The sequence below is a fragment of the Halorubrum saccharovorum DSM 1137 genome (assembly GCF_000337915.1).
Classification (GTDB): domain Archaea; phylum Halobacteriota; class Halobacteria; order Halobacteriales; family Haloferacaceae; genus Halorubrum; species Halorubrum saccharovorum.
This window is the reverse complement of record NZ_AOJE01000011.1, coordinates 40248-62452: the sequence shown is the minus strand read 5'-3', so window position 1 is coordinate 62452 and position 22205 is coordinate 40248. Positions and strand designations below refer to the sequence as shown.

Below are 22205 nucleotides of genomic sequence, written 5' to 3'. Positions count from 1 at the left end.
TCAGCCGTCAGCGGTCGTCCGGCGCGCGATCCCGACGACGACCGGTTCGTCGTCTACGAGTCGGTCTCGGCGTCGAACTCGCCGAAGGGCGTGGCCTCGTGGCTTCGAACGAGGACCTCGTCGGCGACGGTGAGCCCCATGTCGAGGAGCTCTTGCGCGACGGGCGTGATGTCGTCGTCCGACTCGCCGACCGCCGTCACGAGGAGGTTCTGCTCGCCGGTGACCAGCTCCTGGACCGAGATGACGCCGTCGATCGCCAGAATATCCGGGAGCATCTCGCCGCGCTCCGGTATCGAGGCGGTGCAGTAGAGCAGCATCCGGAGCGGATACCCGGACTTCTGGTAGTCGATCTCGGCGCTGTACCCCTTGATGATCCCGTCGGACTCCAGCCGCTGGATGCGCTTGCGGACGGTGCTGTCCGACGTGCCGGTACGCTCCGCGATGTCTCCGGACGACATGTTTCGGGCGTCCTCCTGTACCGCGTACAGGATCGCCCTGTCCACGTCGTCGATCGCTTCGTCGGCCATACCGGTGGATCCGTGGCATAGCCACTTTATGCTTGTATGTCGATTTCAGCGTCCGAACACGCCGATCGGGTGGACGCTCCGCCGCGAAACGCGGAGTCCCGACGACGGATCGCCGCGAGAAGGTCCCGGTCTACGCGAGGTCGAGGGCGGCTTCGCCGTCCGCCTCGACGACGACTACGGGGACCTCGGCGTCGTCGATCACGGTGTCGGTGGTGGAGCCGAACACGAAGCGCCCGACGGTGCCGGTCGTGGGTGCGCCGACGACCACGAGGTCGTAGTACGGGGACTGCTCGACGATCGCGCCCGCGGCCGACCGGTCCTCGACGAGCCAGCGGTCGGCACGGTCGAACCCGCCGAGGCGGTCGCGGGCGGCGTCGAGCAGCCGCTCGCCGGTCGCGGCGTAGTCGTCGCCGTCTCCGGGATCCGGGGCGTCCCCGTCACTCCCGGCGTCGCTCCCGTCCGCGCTCGCCGGACCGTCGGCGAGGGCACCGTCGGTGGGGACGACGTGGAACAGTTCGAGCCACGCGTCGGTCGCGCCCGCGATCTCCCGCGCCACGTCGACGGTCGCTCCCGAGTGCGGGCCGGGACCGACGGCGACGAGGATCGACGAGACGCGGTCGGGACGCGCCGCGCGGTCGATCCCTTCGAGCGTCGCGTCGGCCGCGGCCGGTGCCGCCGCGAGCGCCTCCGTCACGGCGGACTCGACGATCGGCTCGCCGGCGGCGTCGTCCAGCGTCGTGTTTTTTGCGCTCAGATCGTCCGTAACCGCCTCCCCACTGATTTCCGGGTCCGCAGCTCGGCCGCCCCCGTCGTCGGCGCCGCTCCCGTTCATGTCGTTACCGTCAGACGTGCGTCTGATAAATCCCGTTGGTCCGGAGTCCGGCGCTGTCACTCGCGGAAGAACTCCTCGCGCTCGAACGGCTCGTCTTCGCCCTCGACGACGACCACGTCGAGCGCGGTGACCTCGGCGCCGACGCCGAGCAGGCCGGCGAGGCTCGGCTCCGTCCGGCCCTCGTCGCCGGAGATCAGCTCCTTGATGTAGAGCCCGCCGGCGCCGCGGATCTCGACGGTCGCGTGGCGCGGGTCGTCGAGGTCGGCGGTCGCCTCGTACACGTCGCGCTCGCGGGTGAGGCTCGCCCGGCGGTGGTCCACCCGGTTCGGGGTGTACTGCTCGACGGTCGTCCCCTCCAGCTCCTCGACCGCGGCCGCGAGCGCGTCGGCGTCCACGTCGGCGTCGAACGCCACCTGCGCGCGGTAGCGCTTCGCGGCGTCGTGCTCCTTCACGCGCTCGACCATGTCGTAGGTCGCGAGCCGGAGCCCCTCGACCTCCACGGCGCCGTCGGCGAAGGCGTTGATGTCGCTCTGGAGGCGATCGGTGTCGACTCGGCGCCGCCGCGGCTCCTCGACCTCGATCACGAACGGGCGCCCGGTGCCGAGCATCAGCGCGTCCACGTCCTCGCGTCCCGCGCCGTGGAACGTCGCCTCCGTGCCGTCCATCACGTCCTCGACGACGGGCGCGGTGTACTCCTCGACGCTGTCGTCGTAGAGATAGCCGGAGCCGCCGCAGTGGTCGCAGGGGTCGGCGCCCTGCCGCCCCGAGCCCTTGCACTCCCGGCAGGGCCACTCGGTCTGGGGGATGTCGCGCTCCAGTTTCCTGTATCGCCCGTACACGAACGTGGAGTTTACCTTCGCGTCGACCTCGTCTTCGGCCAGGTCGATCGTGAACTGCACGTCCGGGCGGTCGAAGGAGACCTCCGCCCCCGTGAGCCGACCGAACCGCTTGCCGACCTCGCGGTTGAACTCCGACTTGAACGGCTCGCCCGCGTCGTCGTCGAGCCCGGCGTCCGCGCGGAGCAGCGCCTCGTTCTCCTCGATCAGCGGCGGCGGGCGGGTGCCGACGTTGTAGGTGGCGAACTCGACCCCTTCGACCGCCTCGGCGGCACGCTCGGCCCACTCGTCGAACTCGGTGCAGCGCCCCTCGCACACCCAGCAGTCCGCCGTCTCGACCGGCTCGTGGTCCTCGTCGTCGCGCAGCGCGAGGGAGACGCGCAGCGCCGATCCCCGCTCGGCGTTCGACAGCCCGAAGCTCCGGTCGGCGACGAGCCGGCCGAGACACGCGTCGCACACCGGCCCCGTCCCGGTCGCCCGCGCCGCGACCTCGAGTACGTCCATACGGTCCCCAGCGTCGCCCGTGGTAACTGTCTTACTACATCGCGGGGCTCGCTCGCGGACGCGCTCGGGGCCGTCGAGCGCGACCCGCCGCGGCCGACTCCCGGCCGACTTAAGGCGGTCCGCGTCGTTTCGCCGGGCGTGAACGAGTCGGCCTCGCGAGAGGAGAAACTGGAGCTCGGCGTCGAGCTGTTGGCCCACCTCGAACACGAGGAGCTGGCCCTCCCCGACGCGATCGACCGGATCGAGACGGTGACGACGAGCCCCTCGCTCACCCGCGAGATCCTCGACGCCGCCGAGAAGCGCGGCGTCATCGAGCGCGAGAACGCCAGCCTCCGGGTCCAACGCGGCGGGACGTACGTGAACTACGAGAGTCAGGTCGTTCAGCGCGAGGGTTCGTTCGAGTGCCGCCGCTGCGGGACGGCGATCACGACCGGCCACTTCGTGCAGTTGGACGCCGGGGAACTGGGGCCCTTCGGCTCCTCGTGTATCCGGAAAGTGACCGGTCGGGACCGCGACGACGGCGACGCCCGGACGGAGTAGCCGTCGCGGGCGTCATCGAAGGGGTCGCAAACGTGATCGATAGCGGAACGTCGCCGCGCGCTCCGCGTCGCCGGGGCCCGGCGGAACACGGATCAGCGCCGTGACCGTACCGTTCGCCATGTACTTCCCGACGCACCTCGCCGCCGCGGCGCTTCTCGGTCGGTGGTCGCGGCTGTCCGTCCCGTGGCTCGTCGTCGGCGCCGCCCTTCCGGACCTCGTCGACAAGCCGCTGGCGCTGCTCGGCGTCGTCGACCTGTATCACACGGTGGGACACACGGCGCTGCTCGCGCCGCTGACCGTCACGGTCGCGTTCGCGTCCCCGACCGGTCGGGCGCTCGCCGCCGGGTGGGCATCACACCTGTTCCTCGACGCCCTCCACGTCGTCATCAACGGTCGCCCCGGCGACGCGCTGTTCCTGGGCTGGCCCCTCGTCGTCCCGCCGGACCCGCTCGCGATCCCGCCGGGCGAGTTCTTCGTCTATTACCTCTGGTCCCCGTCGTTCGTCCTCGAGTGCGTCTTCTGGGGAGTCCTCGGTGTGGTCCTCCTGCGAGCGGCTCGTTCGAATCGCCCGCTCCGGGAGCTGTGGGACCCGTCGCTCCGACAGTCAGAGCCGCGCTCGAACCGAGACGACGCCGATCGATAGGGCACTATCGGTCGCCGCCGTGCCCGACGAAGTCAGGATTCACGCCGGTAGAGAACCACGAGCACCGCGACGAGGCCGACCTGTGCGGCCTTATCGACGTATCCGAGCGCCGAGAAATCGGGTGCGTTGACGACGTACCAGACGACGACCTGTCCCAGCGTGAACGGGATCCCGAGGAGGTACACGAGCGCCCGCCGGTAGTTCGCGACGACGGCTGCGCAACCGGCCAAGAAGCCGACCCCGGCGACGGCGAACGACAGCCCCATCGGGCTCGGGACGAAGAGCGCGGCCAGGTAGAGGTGCAATACCCCGGAGACCGCAGCCAGCGCGACTCCGACCAGATGTAACGTCGACAGCGATCCGGTCTCGACGCGGGATTGTGTCGCGGTATCAGTTGACATAGCGGCCTATGGGGCACGCGCGTATTCAATCCACGGTTCGGTCCACGGCGTCGCGGAGCGCCGCGCCGAAGCGGTCGCGGGCGAAACGGTCGCGGGCCGTCGACGGCGGTTCGCCGTCGCTGGCCGCGTCGCTCACGAGGTCCGCGGCGTCGGAGACCGAATCGAACAGGCGGTCCTCGCGCTCGTCGAGTACCTCGCGCTGGCCGCCGCTGTCGGGGGCGAACGCGACCATCCCCGCCGCGACGTACTCGGCGACGGACATCCCGAAGTGCTCTTCGGGTTTCGTGTTGAGCCCGTAGCGATGGGTACACAGAAGCGTCTCCAGGCGAGCGCGCCCGACGTCTCGTTCGACGGTGACGTACGGTCGTTCGGCGGCCGCGGCCGCGATCCGGGCGGCGTAGTCGCGGTACGCTCGCGGCGCCGACCCGACGACGTGGAGGTGGACGCGGTGCCCGCGCTCGCGGACCTCGTCGACGATACGGATCGCGTCGAGCGGTCGCTTGTCGGGTGCGAAGCGGCCGACCGTGACGATCCCGTTCTCGCGGTCGGTCCACGGCGTTTCGCATTCCACCGGGTCGACGGGCGGGTGGACGACCGCGGGGCGCGTGCCGTAGAGCCGGTCGACGACGTCGGCGGTCCACGCGGAGTTCGCGAGCAGCGTCACGTCCGGACCCATGAGCGTGTCGTCCGACGGCGCGGACAGGCGACTCCAGAGTCGGTCGAGGCGACCGGGGTCCCCGTCCGGGAGCCGATCGAGTCGGAACTGCGGGTAGTGGACGTACTGGACCGACGGGATCGGGAGGTCGAGCTCGTTCGCGGTGCTGATCGCGACGTCGAACCGGTCGGCGATCCGCTCGAACGAGCGCTGCAGAAAGGCGCTCCGAGCGGCGAGTTGCGGACCGATCCGAGGGGCCGCGACCGACAGCACCCCAGCGACCGCCCGCCCGAGGGGCGGCACGTGGACCGCCACGCCGTCGAGGTCGTATCCGAACCGGTCGGCCAGGGCCGCGGGCTCCGTCTCCGAGGCGGTGACGAGGGTCACGTCGTGCGCCGACGCGAGCGCCTCGCAGGTCGCGAGGCAGACCGCGTCGGCGCCTCCCTGGAAGTCGAGCGTGTTGTGCAACACCGCCACCCGAGCCATGACACGGGATTAGGACTACCTCATGTTAATCTCTCCCGTACGCTTTTGTGGGTTTAGCCGAAGGTCCGCCAATGGAGTGCGCATTCATCGGTGCCGGTTCGGTCGCACGCCGATACGCGGCCGGAATCGACGGGTCGAGGCTCGAACTGGCGGCGGTGTGTGACCTGGACGGCGGTCGGGCACGCAGCCTCGCGAACCGTCACGACGCGGCGGCCTACGAGGATGTCGACGCGATGCTCGCCGACGTCGCGGCGCCGCTCGTGGTCAATCTGACGAGCCACGGCTCCCACGCGTCGGTGACCCGACGAGCGCTGTTGGCCGACAGGCACGTGTTCAGCGAGAAACCGCTGGCGCTCGACGCCGAGGAGGCCGCCGACCTCGTCGCGACCGCCGAACGCCGCGAGCTGGCGCTAACCTGTGCACCGATAAACCATCGCTGTGACGCGCAGCGTCACGTCCGCTGGCTGCTCGGTGACGGGCGACTCGGGCCGATCCGCCTCGGCTACGCTCACGCGCACGTCGGCAGGGTCACGGAGTGGCACGACGATCCGGCGTCGTTCCTGGCGGTCGGACCGCTGTACGACGGCGCCGTCTACCCCCTGAACTGTCTTATCTCTTGGTTCGGACCGATCGGGCGCGTCAGAGTCGCGGACGGGTTCGCTCCCTGGCCCGACCGGGAGACCGAGACGCCCGGACGGGACAGCCACGTCGAGGCCACCCTGGAGTTTCGGACCGGTCCGACGGTCCGCCTCACCGCGAGCCTGTACGCGCCCCACCGGAGTCGCGAGTTCAACAGCCTCGAACTGCACGGCGACGACGGGTCACTGTATCTCGCAGACAGCGGCGCACTCGCCGCCGACTCCGACACCGTGAGGGTGGGGGGCGACGGTCGCAGATACGTCGACGCGCCGCATCCGGCACCGCGACGGGAGAGGCGGTACGTCGACGGACCGGCGCGCGTCGCGGCCGCCGTGGCGTCCGGCCGCCGGCCGGTCGCGAGCGCGCGTCGGTCGACACACGTCGTCGCCGTCTGCAACGCCGTCGAGTCCGCGGCCGCGGACTGCGGCCCCGTGACCGTCGACGCGCACGGGGTCGCCTCACCCGACCTGTCCCCGCCGCCGGTCCGACCGCACCGCGACGGACGGGAGACCGGGCGCGCAGGGGCCGCCCTCGGGGCGGGAGGCGGCGCGTCCCGCGAGGCGGCGGTCAGGCTCCCGCCCGTCGGATTCGGCTGCTCCCGGTACCGCGACGGCGAGTACGTCGACCGGATGGGCTCGGTCGCGACCGCGCTGGACGCCGGGTACCGACTGCTGGACTCCGCCGAGCTGTACGGCAACGAAGCGCGGATCGGCGACCTGCTCGCCGCGCCCGGAAGCCCGGACCGCGAGGGGCTGTTCCTCGCGAGCAAGGTCTGGAACACGAACCACGAACACGTGGCGGAGGCCTGCGAGGGGACCCTCGAGGCCCTCGGCGTCGACGCCCTGGACTGCTACATGCTCCACTGGCCGACCGCCTGGGCGTACCAGGGCCCGCTGCGGGACTTGGCAGAACGGCCGCCGGCGGAACAGGAGGCGCTGACGTTCCCCACCGACGACGACGGTGATCCGGAGACGGTCGACGCGTCTCTGACGGAGACGTGGACGCGGCTGGAACGCGTTCACGAGCGCGGTCTCGCACGGACGATCGGCGTCTGCAACGTCGGCATCGACCAGCTCGAACGCATCGCAGCGGAGGCCGACGTGCTCCCGGCCGTCGTCCAGGTCGAATCGCACCCCTATCTGCCCCGGGAAGAGCTCGTCGAGTGGTGCCACGAGCGCGGGATCCGCGTCGTGGCACACTCCCCGCTCTCGGCGCCCGGGCTCCTCGACGACCCGGCTCTGCACGAGGTCGCCGCCGACCGCGACGCCACCCCGGCGCAGGCCGCGCTCGCCTGGCAGGTCGACCGCGGGGTCGTCCCGATCCCGTCGAGCACCGACCCCGAGCACGTCGTCGAAAACGTCGCGGCGACACGGGTCGAACTCTCGGCGGGGGACCGCGAGCGTATCGCGTCGCTCGCCGACTCCGATTTCGAACGATGACCGACGGGCGGTCGCCGCGACTGCGCCGACAGTGGCGCGGCGTCACCGTCGCGCTGGCGGCGGCACTGATAACCGCCGGAATCAGCCTCGACGCGTCGCCCGCGCTACCGCGGCTACCCGGACTGACCGACAGCGCCGCGGTCCAGTGGGCGGTCCCGACCGCCGCGACCGGCGGGTTCGTCGTCTGGTTCTGCCGGCGCCACCTCGACGCGAATCGTCACGACACGACGGCGAACGCTGGCGAAGAGCGGTCGAGCGCCGAAGGCGAATCGCCGTCGACGTACGCGACGCTCGGCGTCGCGAACGCCGTGACGGTGGGGCGCGGGGGGTTGTTCGCGGCGGTCGCGGGGTTCGTGGCCGTCGACCCGGCGGGCCGGGTGGTCTGGTTGCCCGCCGTCTGTTACGGGACCGGTTGCGTGCTGGACCTCGCGGACGGCGCTATCGCGCGGCTGCGCGGCCGCACGACGATTCTCGGCGCGAAACTCGATATGGCCGTCGACACGCTCGGATTCCTGGTCGCGCCGGTCGTCGCCGTCGTCTGGGGTCGTCTCCCGGTCTGGTACCTGTCGCTGTCGGCCGCTCGCTACCTGTTCAAGGCCGGACGCGGCTACCGTCGCGCCAGCGGGCGACCGGTGTACGACCTCCCGCCGAGCGCGGTCCGTCGCCCGCTGGCCGGCGTCCAGATGGCGTTTATCTCGATCGCGCTCGCGCCGGTCCTGCCGGCTGCGACCGTGCGAGCGCTCGCGGCCGTCGTTCTCGCTCCGTCGCTCGCGGTGTTCGCGCGCGACTACCTCGTCGTCTCGGGCCGCCTGTCGCCGGGCACTGATGACGGGTGAGTCCCGCGCGAGTGGCCCGAACAGTAATGAGGGAGTAATCCTGATGACACGTATTCAGTGACAGACGCGATACAAATGGCGCTCGTTCAGATCGACGAGTACGGACCGTGGACGGTCACGCCGAGCGTCCGTCGGGAGACCGACCTCCAGTCGCTTCAGGCCGACCTGTACGCCGACTTCGCCTCGTTCGTCGGCGAGCGGGACGGCTACGCGTTCTACAACCGCTTCGACAACATGGTCGCCGTGACGAACGGACGCGACGCGGAGAGCCACCGCCGGTTCCAACAGCGGGTCCGGAACCGCTATCCGGTGACCGTCAGCGTCGGCGTCGGCCGCGCAGCCACTCCGGTCGCGGCGCTGGGGCTCGCGAGCGAGCGACTCCAAGCCACCGGGAGCGCGCAGTCGGCCGACCGTCGCGAGGCGTTCGCGACCGGCGAGACGAACCCTGTCGCGAACGCGCGCGAGCGCGTGACCGTGGCGCATTTCGACGTGGTCGACGCCACCGGGTCGCTCACGGATCGCGAGAACGCCGTCGACGCGACGCTCGCCGTCCGGCGGGCGACCCTGGAGCTCGCGACCCACCTGCGCGACGCGCACGACAGCATCGCTCACTTCGTCGGCGGCGACAACGTGATCGCCGTCTGTCCCGACCTGGACGCGAGCGCGTTCGACCGCGCCGTCTCGCGGGTCCGCGAGGCGACCGGAATCGAGTTACAGGTCGGGGTCAGTCGAGGCGAAACGGCCCACGAGGCCGGTCACGGGGCCAAGGAGGCCCTCGAGGTCTGCCGAGAGACCGGGACGCGCGTCCAGGGCCTCGACGGGGTGAGCGCCGACGACTGATGAACCGCACGTCGCTGTACTTCACCGGGCCGCAGACCGTAGACCGACGGCGGACACCCGTCGACCCCTCGGCCGACGAAGTCGTCGTCGAGACGCGGGTCTCGGCGATCAGCTCGGGGACCGAACTGCTCATCTACCGCGGCGAGGCACCGACCGACGTCCCCGCCGACGAGACGCTGGACGCGCTCGACAGCGACCTCTCGTATCCGGTGAAGTACGGGTACGCGGCCGTCGGCGACGTGATCGCCACCGGGGCCGCCGTCGCCGACGAGTGGCTCGACCGCGCCGTCTTCGCGTTCAACCCCCACGAGTCGCGGTTCGCGACGACGACGGACGCGCTCGTTCCAGTTCCGAACGAGGTGAGCGCCGAGGTGATGGCCATGGCCCCCTCGGTCGAGACGGCGACCTCGCTCGTCCTCGACGGCCGCCCAAGAATCGGCGAGCGCGTCGTCGTCTTCGGCGCCGGCGTCATCGGGCTCTGCACCGTCGGCGTCCTGTCGTCGTTCCCGCTGGACCGGCTGGTCGCCGTCGACCCCATCGACGCGCGCCGCGAGCGCGCCGTCGACCTTGGTGCCGACCGCGCGGTCCGCCCGGACGAAGTCAACGGTCTCGTCGCCGACTGGCCCGACCCCGGAGGGGCGGACCTCGTGTACGAGCTGTCCGGGCGCCCGGCGACGCTCGATAGCGCGATCGATACGGCGGGGTACGACGGGCGCGTCGTCGTCGGCTCGTGGTACGGCGAGAAGGAGGCGACCGTCGAGTTGGGAACGGACTTCCACCGCGGCCGCATCTCCGTCGAGTCCAGCCAGGTCAGCACGCTCGCCCCGGAAACCCGCGGCCGGTGGACCAAGGGCCGTCGGATGGACACCGCGTTGTCGCGTCTCACCGGCCTCGATCTCGACTCGCTCGTGACCCACCGCGTGCCCTTCGACGAGGCCGAGTCGGCCTACCGACTGCTCCACGAGCAGACGGACGACCCCCTGCAGGTGCTGCTCACCTACGACTGATCGACCGGTATCGAACTGAAACCCCCCCGGCCATCGAAACGGAACACACCGACCATGACAGACCCCCGACACCAATACCGACTGACGGTCACGCGCGAGTTCGTCGCACAGCACTACCTCACGGTTCCGGATCCGGAACCGCCGGAGGGGGAAGTCCACAGCCATCAGTTTACCGTGGAGGTCCGTTTTGCCGGCCCCGAACTCGGGGAATACGGATATCTCGTCGATATCGACGCCGTCGAGTCGACCGTAGACGACCTCGAGGAGCGGTATCGGGACGCGCTGTTGAACGACCTCCCGGAGTTCGAGGGACTGAACCCGAGCGTCGAGCACTTCGCGAGGCTGTTCGGCGACCGAGTCGCCGACGCGATGGTGGATCCGAACCCCGAGGCGCTGGCCGTCCGCATCTGGGAGGACGACTTCGCGTGGGCCAGCCATCGCCGCGCGCTCGACGGATGAACCACGCGGCGACGCGGTACCTGGAATCCAAGCGGTCCGTCGACGAGCGCGCGCGCTCGCCGCGAGTGCGCGACCGCCTGCTCGCCGCGCTTCCCGAGGCGCCGCGCGTCGTCGAGGCGGGCTGCGGGACCGGCGTCACCGTCCCGACGCTGCTCGAGTGGGGCGTCGACGCCGCGACGTATCTCGGTATCGACAGCGACCCCGGCGTCGTCGACTTCGCTCGGGCCGTGCGGCCCCGGGAACTGCGTCGCCGCGGGTACGACGCGCGAGTCGCCGACGGAACGCTCTCGGTGGGCGACCTGACCGCCGCCTTCGAGACGGGCGACGCGCTCGCGGCGCTCCACGCGGAATCCGAGGCGGACCTCGTCGTCGCGCAGGCGTTCGCCGACCTCGTCGATCCCGGTACGCTGATCGACGCCGCCGAATCGGCGCTCCGGCCCGGCGGGCTCGCGTACCTCCCGATAACCTTCGACGGCGGGAGCATCTTCCAGCCGGACCACCCGGCCGACCGCGCGGTCGAACGCGCGTACCACGCGGCCATCGACACCCGGCCGGACCGGGACGTCCACGCGGGGCGCCACCTCGCCGACCTGTGTCGACGGCGGGCGGGGACGCTCCTCGGCATAAAGAGTTCCGACTGGATCGTCAGACCTCGGGGCCACGGCTACCCCGCCGACGAGTCGTACTTCCTCGAACGGATCCTCGATTTCGTCGCCGACGCGCTCTCGAACGCCGATGTCGACCGCGGTAGCGACTGGCTCGAATCCCGGCGCAGGCAGTTGCGGGGCGGCGAACTCATCTACGTCGCACACCAGTACGACCTCCTGTACCGCACACCCGACGGCGACTGAACGCTATCGGCGGCGCTCGGCGGGGATCGCGCGCGACGCCCGCAGCCGTTGTTTATAAGCATCGCCCGCCCTCTCTCTCCGCTATGACCGACGACCTCGACACGCCGGTGCTCGACAACCACCTCCACCTCGATCCGCGTCACGGTCGCGGGATCGACGCCGTCGAGGACTTCGTCCGGCTCGGCGGCACCCACCTGCTCGTGGTGAACAAGCCGTCGTGGCACCTCGGGGTCGAGCCCGACGAGCCCGCCGACTTCCGGCCCGTCTTCGAGGAGACGATCGAGGCGGTCGCGAACGCGAACGAGGTCCTCCCGGGGCGCGCGTGGCCGGTCCTCGGCGTCCACCCCGGCCTGATTAGCCGGCTCGTCGACGAACGGGGGTTCTCGCCCGAGGACGCCCGCGACCTGATGCAGGGCGGGATCGAGGTCGCGAGCGAGTTCGTCGCCGACGGAGACGCGCTCGCGCTCAAGTCGGGACGCCCCCACTACGAGGTGAGCGACGCGGTCTGGGACGCCTCGAACGCGGTCACCCGGCGCGCGTTCGAGCTGGGGGCCGCCATCGGCTGCGCCGTCCAACTGCACACCGAGGCCAGCGAAGATCTGACTGACCTCGCGGCGGTCGCCGAGGAGTCCGGACTCGACCCGACGAACGTCGTGAAACACTACGCCGAGGGACGGCTCGCGGGGCCGACGCCGAGCGTGATGAGCGAGAAGGACCGGCTGGAGCGCGCCGCCGAGTCGGGAGCGCCGTTCCTGATGGAGACCGACTTCGTCGACGACCCCGAGAAGCCGGGGATGGTGCTCGGCCCGAAGACGGTCCCGCGCCGCGTCCGCTGGCTGCTGGAGGAGGGGTACGACGACGCGGTCCGCACCGCTCACGTCGAGACCCCCCGCGCCGTGTACGGGATCGACACCGAGGCGACGCTGGATCGAGAGGCCTGAGCCGCGACGCCCGAATCCCGCCGTCGAGCGGGTGAGAGGGCGTCTCGGGCGACGATCGATAGGAAAGACATTTGAGTAGTACGGGCGACGTACGGTACATGACCGACGACGACGCCGTCGAGACCTTCTATACCGACGAACGGTGGCAGAACTGGCTCGACAGGCTCGAAGAGGAGGATTTGGACCCAGAAAACGAGGACTCCGCGCGGCTCCTGTTGAACCTCCAAGACGACGCCGCGATCGCGGTCGTGAAAGTGCTCGCGGCGCTCGACGACGGGCGAATCGACGAGGACCGCGCGGTCGAGGAGATCCGCACCGTCCGCGACATCGTGCTCGCCGACGTCGAGTTCGACGACGAGGACAAGGTCATGCTGATCGACGGCGTCCAGACCTCGCTCGTCCCCGTCTTCTACGCGGCCGAGGAGTACGTCGTCGGCGGCGTCGTCGAGGGCGACGTGAGCGAGTTCGTGCGCGCGGCCGCCGACGCGGAGGCCGACGACGACCTCGACGCCGCGCTCGGCTACGTCGTGCAGGCCGGAACCCGGATCATCGACGGCGAAGCCCTCGACATCGACCTCGTCGAGGACCTGGAGTACGGGCTCGTCTCCGAGTGGGTCAACGGGCTGGACTCGCTGCAGTCCGCCATCGAGGACCCGGAAGTCGTCGAAGAGGAAGAGGGCTGAGCGCGGCGGTCGGTTCGATCCCGCCTCTCTCGGATCCCGCACTTTCTGCACCCCTCGCAACCTCCGCATTTTCCGTACCCCTCGGATCCCCGTTTCGATCGCTTTCGCGGCTTCCGGCCCACCGAACGCCCGCAGTGACTGCGAAGCGGTTCGTCCGAGATGAACCGTTTTGAACTCACGTGACGTTACCCCCGTATGGCCCCCTCAGCGGCCGGAATAGCGATCGTGTTGCTCGCCGGCTGGACGGTCAGCTCGTTCGTCCCGTTCGTGCCGAGCGGCGTCCTCGCGGCGCTGACCGTCGTCGGCTACGCGTACACCACCGGCTTCGCCGAGCCGGGCCTCGGAGTTCTGCTCGCGCTCGTTCTTGTCTCGCTTCTGGCGTCCGCGGCGGAGCTGTTGGCGGGGCTGATCTCCGGGAGACTCGGCGGCGCGTCGACGCGTGCCGTGGCCGTCGGCACCCTGGCGGGTATCCTGTTGCTGTTCGTCGTGGGCCCGATCGGTCTGGTGGTCGGGGTGGGCGGGGCCGCGTTTCTCGAGAGCCTCTACGAGGACGCCGGCGAGCCGCGTGTCGCCGTCCGGCGGTCGGTGTACGCGGTGGTCGGGGTCTTCGCCGGCCCGTTCGTCCAAGCGGTCATGTTGGCCGGCGTCGCCGTCGTGTTCGCCCTCTCCGTCCTGTGAATCTGATTGGGAACCTCACCCGGCGACCGCGAACAGCAGCAGGTTGTGCGCCGCCGGGCCGAGCCCCATCGCCGCGACGAACCCCAGGAGCAGGTACCCCTCCGTCGGCCGGTCACGGACGTACTCCGCGAAGAGCCAGACGACCGCGCTCGCCACCGCGAGCTTCACCAGCAGGAACAGCCACCCCTCGCCGATCACCGGGACCGACGGGATCCAGTCGAACTCCAGCAGGATCCGCGAGAGCGGCGTGCGTTCGCCGAAGCCGAGCTGAGTCGTCCCGACCGCGGTCGAGACGCCGTCGAGCGCGTGGCCGAACACCGCGAGCGCACCGACGCCGCCGGTGATCGCGGTCTCGGGGCGGAACCGCGTCAGGCCGACCCAGGCGGCGCCCGCGATCGGGAGAGTGAGCGCGAGCGCGACCGTCGACCAGCGCGCGCCCGCCGGCGAGAGCCCGGTCGAGACCGCGACCGCGACGACCGGGGCGAGGCAGAGGGCGCCGGCGACCGCGAGGGTCTCCGCCACGCGGTCCGGGCGGGCGGCGTCGGCGGCGAGCCACGCCGCGCCCGCCAGCGATCCCACCGTGAGGTAGACGGTCGGCGAGCCGGCGAAGGGGGCGAGGACGGGCGGGAGCGCGTCGACGACGTAGAGGACGTGGGCCGCCGAGCCAAGCGCCATCCACGGGGCGAGCGCGAGCACGCGCCGGCCGGTGACTCGGGGGCGCCGCCGGCGGAGCGCGGCGACGACCCCGCCGGTCGCGAGCAGGACGGCGAGGAGGTACGGCGCGGGCGGCAGCGTCGTTCCCGCCGGGAGGAAGGGGAGGCCGCCGACCATCAGACGGACAGCACCGGCTGGCTGGCGTACAGGAGGACGTACTCGGCCGCCTTCCCGAGCACCTCGCCGGGGTCGCCGGAGACGGGCTCGCGGGGGACGACGATGAAGTCTGACTCCAGCTCCTCGGCGGTGTCGAGCACGACGCTGCCGGGGTGAACCGTCTTCACCGTCGTGGAGAAGCCGTAGGCGATGGAGTTGCTGTGGGAGACGCCCGCCGCCTCCGCGCGCCGCGCCACGGAGTCGGTGAACGCCTCGGTGTCGTCGGCCACGTCGCTCTCGTCGACCACGCCGTGGTCGATGGCGCGGACCACGTCCTCGTCGAGCACGTACAGGGCGTGGACGCTCGCGCCGTACTCGGCGGCGACGGCGATCGCGTAGTCGACCGCCTCGTGGGACTCCTCGCTGCCGTCCACCGACACGAGGACGAGGTCGATGTCGAGATCGGTCATACGCGAGTCGTCGGCGGGGGAGGGCAAAAAGCCCGCCCTCTGCGGTCGCCGCCGAGGCGGACGCGCGAGCGAGCGGACGATCGGAGCGCCCGCCCTCAGAACTCCGCGAGGTCGCGCTGTCCGGCCTCGCGTCGCTCGGCCGGCGGCACGTTGGTGGCGACGATCTCGTCGACCTCGTCGCGGTTCCCCGCGTCGCTGTTGATCGCGCGGGTCGCGCCCTCGCGATCGACGCGGAACCCCGCCTCCGCGTACGGCTCGTACATCACGCCGCTGTTGCTGAGGACGACCCACACGCCCGCCTCGTCGAGTTCGGCCGCCACGTCGAGCAGTCGGCGCTGGTCCTCGCGGTCGAACCCCTCGGCGCTGTACTCGTTGAAGCTCGCGGTCGCGCTCATCGGCTCGTAGGGGGGATCGAAGTAGACCAGGTCGCCCGGATCCGCGGCGTCGAGGACGTACGCGAAGTCGTCGTTTCGGACCGTCGAGTCCGCGAGCGCGTCGCTCGCGCGCCGGATCCGGTCGCGCTGGACCCAGTCGGGGTTCGCGTACCGGCCGACGGGGACGTTGAACCCGCCGTCGGCGTTCTCGCGGTAGAGGCCGTTGTAGCAGGTGCGGTTGAGGTACAGGAGGAGCGCGGCCTCCTCCAGCGGGTCGAACTCGCCCTCGTACGGGCGCCTGTTGAACCGCGCGCGCTGCTGGTAGTAGTAGCTCTCCACGTCGCGGCCCCGAGCGGTCTCCTCGGCGTAGGGAAGGGCGGAGTCCGGCTCGGCGTCGGGATCGGCGAACGACTCCAGCCGTTCGATCAGCGCCTCGGGGTCGTCGCGCACCCGCTCGTAGAAGTTCACCAGTCGCGGGTTCGCGTCGTTGACCGTCGCGTCCGGCGGTTCGAGGTCGAAGAACACGGCGCCGCCGCCGAGGAACGGCTCGTGGTAGCGGCCGTACGTCGCCGGGAACCGGGCGTACAGCTCGTCGAGGAGCTGCCGCTTCCCGCCGGCCCACTTCAGTATCGGCTCGGCCATGCGATGTCTGGGGTCGCCCGCCGCGGCGTAAAAACGTCTCGGGCGCGGGGCGGAGGGCTACGGACGCGGGTCGGAAGGCTACGGACGCGGGTCGCGGACAGTCGAGGGGTACGGACGCGGTCTCGTACCGATGCGGTCAGTCGTCGGCGGGCTCCCCGTCCGGATTCGGGAGGTCGGCGAGGTGCTCGGCCACCTCATCGAAGTTCGGACCGGGCTCGATCGTCTCCTCCTCGCGGTCCCACTCGATGTATCCCGCCTCCTCCAGCGCGGGGAGATGGGTTTCGCGGAGTTCGGCCGCGATCTCGTCGGCTCGCCCACGGACCTGCAAGTCCGCGACCGTCCCGACGGTTCCGTCCGCGAGCCCGGCGATGACTCGGCGGCGTTCCGGGGTCGAGACCGTCTCCGTCCGTTCGGAAGGGGTATCGTGAGTCGTTGACATTGACTGTTCGTATCTACATCACGAATCGCATCGGAATAAAAGTACGGGCCGCGAGACGTCGTGCGCGTCCCGCTATCGGACCCGCAGCCCGCGGTGGAGCGTGTACGCGGGAACGAGCAGGAACAGAAGGGGGGTCCCCGTGAGCGGGTGCGCCAGCAGGGAGCCGGCCGCGAGGATCAGGTACCCCTTGGCCGGCGGCGACCACGCGGTCCGGGTCCCCATCGCGTCGAGCTCCGCGGCGAAGGCGTACAGGAACCCGCCGGCGACCGCGAGCCACAGCGCTCCGGCAACGAGCGTCGCGGAGAGCGTGCCCGCCGCGTCGACGACTCCCGGGGGCACGCTCCGCCCGGCGGCGTACGTCGGATCGACCAGCGCGCGGGCGGCGATCGACGCCGGCAGATACAGCGCGGCGACGGCGACGGTCGTCCAGAAGGTGACGTCCTCTCGCCCGCCCGACGCCGGAGCACCAGTCATAGTCGGAGGGTGGCGATCGAGCGGGAGAGGCCTTCCGATACCCGATCGGTATCCGGTCCGGATTCCCGCTCTACCCCTTCCCCTCCGGAGGCCCTTCGGAACGCCTCTCCGAACGCTCCTCGCGGCGTCGATCCCGCGAAACACGGCCATACGTACTAGATATCTTACGGGTGTATGAAACAGTACCATGACAACAATTACACCGCATTAACGAACGTTTTAGACCGTTTGAAGGCGCGTACCGTGGTACCACTTCTCAGAACATATTTGTGATATGAAAGTTTTTACCCAGGTGGTTCGTACGCGTATCTATGCAACCGATGAAGAACGGCCCCTCGTCCGCCGGCCGCTCGCCGGGACCCAACGCCTCCCCCGACGGCAGCGTCCGTGCCTCGTTCGCGTTCCTCGCGCTCGTCGCCCTGGGCGTTCTCGTGGCCGCGTACCCGCTCGTCTCGCTCGGCGTCCTGACCGGCGTCGTCGCCCTCGCGATCCTGGCGCGCTCGCTCTCCCGCCACGTCGACCGCGAGACGGTCGGCCGCGTCAGTATCCCCGGACTGGGCACCGTCGAGTACCGATTCACCCGAAGCTGACGACGCGACGCGTCGGACCACCGCGAGTCGGTCCGGCCCGGAGGAACAGGCGTTTCCCCTCTTCTTTGCGGCGCCCGAATCAGACGGAGGCGACCCGCTCGCCCACGTCGAGCCCGTTCGCGAGCGCGGCGTGGAGCCGCCCCTCGCCGGCGACCCAGTCGCCGAGGAGGTACAGGCCCTCCCGACGGGCGGAGTCGATCGGCCCGTGAGCGACGCCCGCCTCCGGTTGCGCGTACCGCCAGCCCTGGTGGTCGGTCCACGCCGGGTCCGCCAGTCGGTCGTCGCCGACGATCTCGGCGGCGTGGTCCGCGAGCGCCGCGACGTTTTCGGCTGGGTCCGCGTCGTAGCGCTCGACCGACCACTCGTGGTTCGCCTGCACGACGAGCAGGCTCTCTCCCTCCGGAACGTGGCCGGGCTTGCACTCCTCGCGGGATATCCACCCGATCGCGTGTTCCTTGTCGGTGTTGACGAGGCCGTAGTAGGGCACGTCCAGCGAGAAGGGGTAGCGCAACACCGCGGTCCAGACGGTGCGGTACGGCACGTCGCCGACCGCGTCGACGAGCGCCTCGCGGACGGGCGAGTCCCACTCCGCGTCTCGGAGCAGCGCCGCGGTCTGCGGCGCGGGCGGGTTCAACAGGAGGGCGTCGAACGGGCCGCGCGTCGCGCCGTCGGCGTCATCGACTTCCCACCGGTCGCCGACCCGGCGGACCGTCTCGATCCGCGTCCGCCGGTGGACCGTCGCGTCGGTCCGGCCGAACAGCCGCTTCGCGATCTGGGTGAGCCCTCGTCGGTAGCTCCACTTGTGCTCGTCCGCCTCGCGGCCGGGCGAGACCTCGCCGTCGGCGTCGAAGACGTGGACCGGCTCCGCGACGTCGACGAGCCCCTCGTCGTCGAGCGTCTCCGTGATCAGCTCGACGACGCGCTCGTCGTCGGCCTTCAGGTAGTTCGCGCCGTAGTCGTACGTCAACTCTCCGTGGCGGCGGGTCGCCGCGCGGCCGCAGAGCCCGCCGGACTTCTCGAAGACCGTCACGTCCGCGTCCGGGAGCGCGCCGTCGACGGTGAACGCCGCGGCCGCCGCCCCCGCGCCCGCGCCGACGATGCCGATGTGTGTCACGGTCTCGCGAAGGGGGCGCAGTCACTTAATCGGTCGCTCGCGATCGACTCTCCCGTCGGGAGCGACGCCGCTTCGACCCGCAGCCGAGCAGGCAAGAACCACCCCGACGAGGCGTTTTATTCCCGCGTGCCGACAGCGTGCGGACACGAACCGCGGCCCGACGGGCGGACGGGCCGGCCTCCGACACTCCCATGACCCACGACACGACCGGACGCGCGACCGACGGTGACGATGACTGACGGCGGCGCTCCCCCGGAGGACGCAGGCGTCGACTACGCCGGGCGGGCCGCCGACATCCTCGGCTTCTCGCGCTGGTGGCAGATCGTCGCCGCCGCGGGGATGATGGCGGCGGTGAGCCCCTATCAGTACGTCTGGTCGTCGATCGAACAGCCGCTGGCCGAGAGTCTCGACCTCGCGCTCCCGGCGCTCGGCGCGGTGTTCTCCTTCTACGTCGTCTTCCAGTCGCTCTCGCAGTTCCCCGCCGGGAAGTGGCGCGACAGCCGCGGGCCGGGTGCGCTCACGTTCCTCGCCGCCCTGCTCGCCGGCGGCGGGTATATCGGCCTCGCGTACGCGACGACCCTCTGGCAGCTCTACCTCCTGTACTCGCTCGGCGCGATCGGCGTGGGGATCGTGTACACGGTCGCGGTCAACACCGCCGTCAAGTGGTTCCCTGACCGCACGGGGCTCACCACGGGCGTCGGGACGATGGCGTTCGCTGGCGGCAGCGCGCTCGTGGTCCCGTACGTCCGCGCGAACGCCACCGTGGCCGCCTACAGCGACGTGCTCCGGAACGTCGGGATCGGTATCCTCGTCGTGACGCTCGTCGGCGCGTACCTCCTCCGGGACCCGCCTGACGACTGGCTCGGGCTGGAGGACCGCGACGACGACGGCGACGACGAGGGGATCGCGGCCTCGCTTCGCGGGCGCGCGTACACGACCCGCGAGATGCTGTCGACGTGGCAGTTCTGGCTGCTGTACGCGATGTTCGTCGCGATGGCCGGGGCCGACCTGATCGTCATCGCCAACGTCGTCAGATTCGCCGAGCAGTTCGGCCTGGCGGCGGTCGTCGCGACCGCGGCCGCGACCCTGCTTCCCGTCGCCGCCGGCGTCTCGCGGATGATCCTCGGGGAGGCCTCCGACCGCTTCGACCGGAAGAAGGTGATGGCCGCCTCCTTCGTGCTCGCCGGGGTGTTCCGGCTCGCGCTGATCGGCGCCGGGCGGGCCGAGGCCGGGGTCGCGTTCGTCGCGCTGGTGATGGCGGCGATGTTCTTCTCCTCGCCGCTGTTCGTCTACTTCCCGTCGGTGATCGCGGACTACTACGGGTCGCGTAACTCCTCCGGCAACTACGCGGTCCTCTACACCGCGAAGGTCGGCGGGGGGATTTTCGCCGGCACCGTGACCGGCTACCTCGTCGCGACGGCCGGCTGGGTCCCGACGTTCGCGCTCGGGGGCGGCCTCGCGATCGCCGCGGGGCTGGCGGCGCTCCTCCTCCGACCGCCGAGCGGCTCCGGGCTGGAGGCGGACGCGGCGACCGCGCCCGACTAGACCGCTGCCGATTCGCCGCCCGATCGTTCTCCGTTCTCCCGCTCACCCGCGCCGCAGTTCGGGAACGGGCGTGGGCCTGAACGCGGGCGGCGGTCCTCCTTCACCACCACGGCACGTCTTGGTCGTGAGCGTTCGGGTCCTCCGACTTCAACACGAACGGCGTCACGAGTTTGAGGATGAACGCCTCGCCGCCTTCGAGACGCGAGTAGTCCAACGCCTCCAGGTCTACAACCTGCGTGTCTTTCAGCCGCGTGATGCCGTAGCCGTAGTTGCGTTCCCGCCGAACTGGAGGCCATCCAAGGCGCTCTCGTCGAGCGGGAGGACATCGTCCCGGTCGGCGTGGAGGTACGCGTTGATGTACCACTTCGTCGTCTGCTGTTGCGAATCGACAGCTACCGTTGAAATCCCGCCACAGTGGCTCTCTCCTGTAGGACGACCAGCGTTAATCCGAACGCCAGTCGGTGATATCTGTGACAGTCTCGTTTTCGAGGTCGACTGTGGCAGAGTAATACATCTCGTCGGTGGAAGGGTTGCGGATCCTGATGGCGGCCTCGCCTTTGACGTATTCGGGATGACGGTCGACGGTGACCGTACCTGTCTCGTCACTGTCTTCGACTGTGAGGGTGAACGTCTCCGCTCCCTCGGCTGTCTCATTTTCCGTCGAGGTACTATTGAGGCCGGTGAAGGTCGTGGTCTGGACAGAGTCCACGGTCAGTTTGTGGATCGGTTCAACGGTCAGTTCGTACTGTTCCACGTCCTGAAGTACCTGCTGTACGGTCGCGTTGTCATGGGCGATCGCTTTGGCGTGGCTGCGTTCGCTGTCCGTCAGTGGGTCCTCGGTCTCCGTGTTCACCTGATAGGTTCCACTTCCTTGTTGTTCGATTTCGATACTGTCGACCCGGGTCATGTTGTCGACGACGGTAACCTGCTGATCACCCTGTTCGACGGTGACGTTGTCTTCAGACACGACGAACGCTGTACCCGGCCCGGAAGGGTCGTGAGGAGTAGTGTCACCGACCGCGGTGCCGATGACAGCAAGCCCGACACCGAGAACGGCAAGGACCACCAACAGGGTGAGACGGGACTGTAGATCGGATGCCATTCGTGTTTTGGACTTAGGTGAAAGACCACATCAGTACTGCGTGAAACCGGTTGGGAAACGGTTGGAAATGCGTTTCACAGGCGTTTCATCCCGGTTTTACAGCGAAAGAGCGATACGCATTAGACGGAGTGCTCATTACCCTGTTCATATGGACGTGTCAGCCCTCCGCGGCAGGCGCCTTATCGCGGCGTCCGCGTTCGTCGCCGCGGTCCTCGTGCTTGCCATCCAACTGATCACCCCCTCACCGGTTATGGTCTCGATCGGTGACAACGGCGCGCAAACCACCCAGCTCGGCCAGTACTTCACGTACACCGACGTCGCCCTCATCACTGTCGCAGCCTCCCTCCTCGGTGCCAGCGGCACCTACCTCTTACTCCACGACCACACCACCACAGTCCCGACAACCGAGTCAGCGACACCGCATCCCATCGCAAACGACGGAGAACACCCACCGACACGACAAGCGGTCAGTGACGGACACGGCAGCGGCGCTGTCCAGCACAACACAACGGCCCCTGAGGAACGGTGGGAGGAGACGGTTGACCGGTTACACAACAACGAGGAAATAATCTACACCGTCGTGCTTGAAGCCGATGGTGAACTTCCACAGCGGGATATCGTCGAGGGAACCGAGTTGTCTAAGGCTACGGTCAGCCGAACCTTGGATACCCTCGAAAGCAAGGGCCTGGTCGAGCGGAAACGCAAAGGGATGGGTAACGTCGTCGTCCTCACATGATCTTCGGTGAACTACCGGCTGAAACGGGTTCCAAACCGGTTCCGTAATGCGTTTCCAATCAATCACTTTCAGGTCTTTCATCTAACGGTCTACGTGGAGAGCACCCCTCCTC

At 69.8% G+C, this 22205-nt stretch carries 26 protein-coding genes and 1 pseudogene; 14 read left to right on the top strand and 13 right to left on the bottom strand.

From position 1 onward, the window contains the following. Nucleotides 1-53 precede the first annotated feature (53 nt). From C471_RS03445 to C471_RS03435, 3 genes are all read right to left on the bottom strand, one after another. Entirely contained in the window at nt 54-527 is a 474-nt protein-coding gene (locus tag C471_RS03445; RefSeq protein WP_004046597.1) for an Lrp/AsnC family transcriptional regulator, read from the bottom strand. 130 nt (nt 528-657) lie between these two features. After that, nucleotides 658-1359, bottom strand: coding sequence for a universal stress protein (locus C471_RS03440; RefSeq protein WP_004046596.1), 702 nt, complete (start codon nt 1357-1359; stop codon nt 658-660). Between the two features lie 56 nt (nt 1360-1415). Beyond that, nucleotides 1416-2699 carry a tRNA pseudouridine(54/55) synthase Pus10 gene (locus tag C471_RS03435; RefSeq protein ID WP_004046595.1) on the bottom strand — a complete coding sequence of 428 codons (1284 nt, stop codon included), beginning with the start codon at nt 2697-2699 and terminating at the stop codon, nt 1416-1418. 138 nt (nt 2700-2837) lie between these two features. Here C471_RS03435 and C471_RS03430 point away from each other — a divergent pair, with 138 nt between their 5' ends. Further along, the gene (locus C471_RS03430; RefSeq protein ID WP_004046594.1) at nt 2838-3239 is read left to right on the top strand and encodes a DUF5830 family protein; all 402 of its coding nucleotides are present in this window, start codon (nt 2838-2840) and stop codon (nt 3237-3239) included. A 118-nt stretch (nt 3240-3357) separates the two neighbouring features. Continuing rightward, nucleotides 3358-3882 carry a hypothetical protein gene (locus tag C471_RS03425; RefSeq protein WP_004046593.1) on the top strand — a complete coding sequence of 175 codons (525 nt, stop codon included), beginning with the start codon at nt 3358-3360 and terminating at the stop codon, nt 3880-3882. A 32-nt stretch (nt 3883-3914) separates the two neighbouring features. Here the strand turns inward: C471_RS03425 and C471_RS03420 are convergent, their stop codons facing one another. Together C471_RS03420 and C471_RS03415 are read right to left on the bottom strand one after the other, a co-directional pair. After that, entirely contained in the window at nt 3915-4283 is a 369-nt protein-coding gene (locus C471_RS03420; protein WP_004046592.1) for a DUF7475 family protein, read from the bottom strand. Nucleotides 4284-4308: 25 nt separating this feature from the next. Beyond that, entirely contained in the window at nt 4309-5424 is a 1116-nt protein-coding gene (locus tag C471_RS03415; protein WP_004046591.1) for a glycosyltransferase, read from the bottom strand. A 71-nt stretch (nt 5425-5495) separates the two neighbouring features. On the opposite strand from C471_RS03415, the gene C471_RS03410 reads away from it, so the two are divergent. The 9 genes from C471_RS03410 to C471_RS03370 all read left to right on the top strand — a co-directional run bounded on the left by C471_RS03410 (nt 5496) and on the right by C471_RS03370 (nt 13797). Beyond that, entirely contained in the window at nt 5496-7502 is a 2007-nt protein-coding gene (locus C471_RS03410; protein WP_004046590.1) for an aldo/keto reductase, read from the top strand. After that, the gene (locus C471_RS03405; RefSeq protein WP_004046589.1) at nt 7499-8338 is read left to right on the top strand and encodes a CDP-alcohol phosphatidyltransferase family protein; all 840 of its coding nucleotides are present in this window, start codon (nt 7499-7501) and stop codon (nt 8336-8338) included. Before C471_RS03410 ends, C471_RS03405 begins: the two co-directional genes overlap by 4 nt. Nucleotides 8339-8413: 75 nt before the next feature. Continuing rightward, on the top strand, nt 8414-9178 hold the full coding sequence (locus tag C471_RS03400; protein WP_004046588.1) for a GTP cyclohydrolase IIa: 765 nt from the start codon (nt 8414-8416) through the stop codon (nt 9176-9178). After that, nucleotides 9178-10185: a zinc-dependent alcohol dehydrogenase gene (locus tag C471_RS03395; RefSeq protein WP_004046587.1), complete on the top strand. Its 1008-nt coding sequence runs from the start codon at nt 9178-9180 to the stop codon at nt 10183-10185. The genes C471_RS03400 and C471_RS03395 overlap by 1 nt, the downstream gene beginning before the upstream one ends. A 54-nt stretch (nt 10186-10239) precedes the next feature. Then, complete coding sequence (locus C471_RS03390; RefSeq protein WP_004046586.1) at nt 10240-10644, top strand: 6-pyruvoyl trahydropterin synthase family protein; 405 nt, start codon at nt 10240-10242, stop codon at nt 10642-10644. Beyond that, nucleotides 10641-11495 (top strand): class I SAM-dependent methyltransferase, encoded by an 855-nt coding sequence (locus C471_RS03385; RefSeq protein ID WP_004046585.1) that lies wholly within the window; start codon nt 10641-10643, stop codon nt 11493-11495. Before C471_RS03390 ends, C471_RS03385 begins: the two co-directional genes overlap by 4 nt. 83 nt (nt 11496-11578) lie before the next feature. After that, a complete protein-coding gene (locus tag C471_RS03380) occupies nt 11579-12436 on the top strand; it encodes a TatD family hydrolase (protein WP_004046584.1) in 858 nt (285 codons plus the stop codon). A gap of 98 nt (nt 12437-12534) precedes the next feature. Continuing rightward, a complete protein-coding gene (locus tag C471_RS03375; protein WP_004046583.1) occupies nt 12535-13119 on the top strand; it encodes a DUF2150 family protein in 585 nt (194 codons plus the stop codon). Between the two features lie 195 nt (nt 13120-13314). Then, nucleotides 13315-13797 (top strand): DUF456 domain-containing protein, encoded by a 483-nt coding sequence (locus tag C471_RS03370; protein WP_049908942.1) that lies wholly within the window; start codon nt 13315-13317, stop codon nt 13795-13797. A gap of 15 nt (nt 13798-13812) precedes the next feature. Here the strand turns inward: C471_RS03370 and C471_RS03365 are convergent, their stop codons facing one another. The 5 genes from C471_RS03365 to C471_RS03345 all read right to left on the bottom strand — a co-directional run bounded on the left by C471_RS03365 (nt 13813) and on the right by C471_RS03345 (nt 17006). Then, nucleotides 13813-14628 carry a DUF63 family protein gene (locus C471_RS03365; protein WP_004046581.1) on the bottom strand — a complete coding sequence of 272 codons (816 nt, stop codon included), beginning with the start codon at nt 14626-14628 and terminating at the stop codon, nt 13813-13815. After that, entirely contained in the window at nt 14628-15077 is a 450-nt protein-coding gene (locus tag C471_RS03360; RefSeq protein ID WP_004046580.1) for a universal stress protein, read from the bottom strand. Before C471_RS03360 ends, C471_RS03365 begins: the two co-directional genes overlap by 1 nt. A gap of 95 nt (nt 15078-15172) precedes the next feature. Further along, nucleotides 15173-16093: a DNA adenine methylase gene (locus C471_RS03355; RefSeq protein WP_004046579.1), complete on the bottom strand. Its 921-nt coding sequence runs from the start codon at nt 16091-16093 to the stop codon at nt 15173-15175. A gap of 136 nt (nt 16094-16229) precedes the next feature. Further along, nucleotides 16230-16532: a hypothetical protein gene (locus tag C471_RS03350; RefSeq protein WP_004046578.1), complete on the bottom strand. Its 303-nt coding sequence runs from the start codon at nt 16530-16532 to the stop codon at nt 16230-16232. A gap of 72 nt (nt 16533-16604) precedes the next feature. Further along, nucleotides 16605-17006, bottom strand: coding sequence for a hypothetical protein (locus C471_RS03345; RefSeq protein WP_004046577.1), 402 nt, complete (start codon nt 17004-17006; stop codon nt 16605-16607). A 311-nt stretch (nt 17007-17317) separates the two neighbouring features. Between C471_RS03345 and C471_RS03340 the strand changes: the two genes are divergently transcribed. Further along, the gene (locus C471_RS03340) at nt 17318-17596 is read left to right on the top strand and encodes a hypothetical protein (RefSeq protein WP_239638609.1); all 279 of its coding nucleotides are present in this window, start codon (nt 17318-17320) and stop codon (nt 17594-17596) included. Between the two features lie 79 nt (nt 17597-17675). Here C471_RS03340 and C471_RS03335 read toward each other — a convergent pair whose 3' ends face one another. After that, on the bottom strand, nt 17676-18710 hold the full coding sequence (locus C471_RS03335; RefSeq protein ID WP_004046575.1) for an NAD(P)/FAD-dependent oxidoreductase: 1035 nt from the start codon (nt 18708-18710) through the stop codon (nt 17676-17678). A gap of 231 nt (nt 18711-18941) precedes the next feature. Between C471_RS03335 and C471_RS03330 the strand changes: the two genes are divergently transcribed. Beyond that, on the top strand, nt 18942-20255 hold the full coding sequence (locus tag C471_RS03330) for an MFS transporter (RefSeq protein WP_004046574.1): 1314 nt from the start codon (nt 18942-18944) through the stop codon (nt 20253-20255). 103 nt (nt 20256-20358) lie between these two features. Here C471_RS03330 and C471_RS18315 read toward each other — a convergent pair. Together C471_RS18315 and C471_RS03320 are read right to left on the bottom strand one after the other, a co-directional pair. After that, nucleotides 20359-20636: pseudogene (locus C471_RS18315) on the bottom strand (hypothetical protein); the annotation flags it as partial. Between the two features lie 61 nt (nt 20637-20697). Beyond that, nucleotides 20698-21357: a hypothetical protein gene (locus C471_RS03320; protein ID WP_204365924.1), complete on the bottom strand. Its 660-nt coding sequence runs from the start codon at nt 21355-21357 to the stop codon at nt 20698-20700. Nucleotides 21358-21505: 148 nt separating this feature from the next. Here C471_RS03320 and C471_RS03315 point away from each other — a divergent pair, with 148 nt between their 5' ends. Beyond that, entirely contained in the window at nt 21506-22093 is a 588-nt protein-coding gene (locus tag C471_RS03315) for a helix-turn-helix transcriptional regulator (RefSeq protein WP_004046572.1), read from the top strand. The last annotated feature ends 112 nt before the right edge of the window (nt 22094-22205 follow it).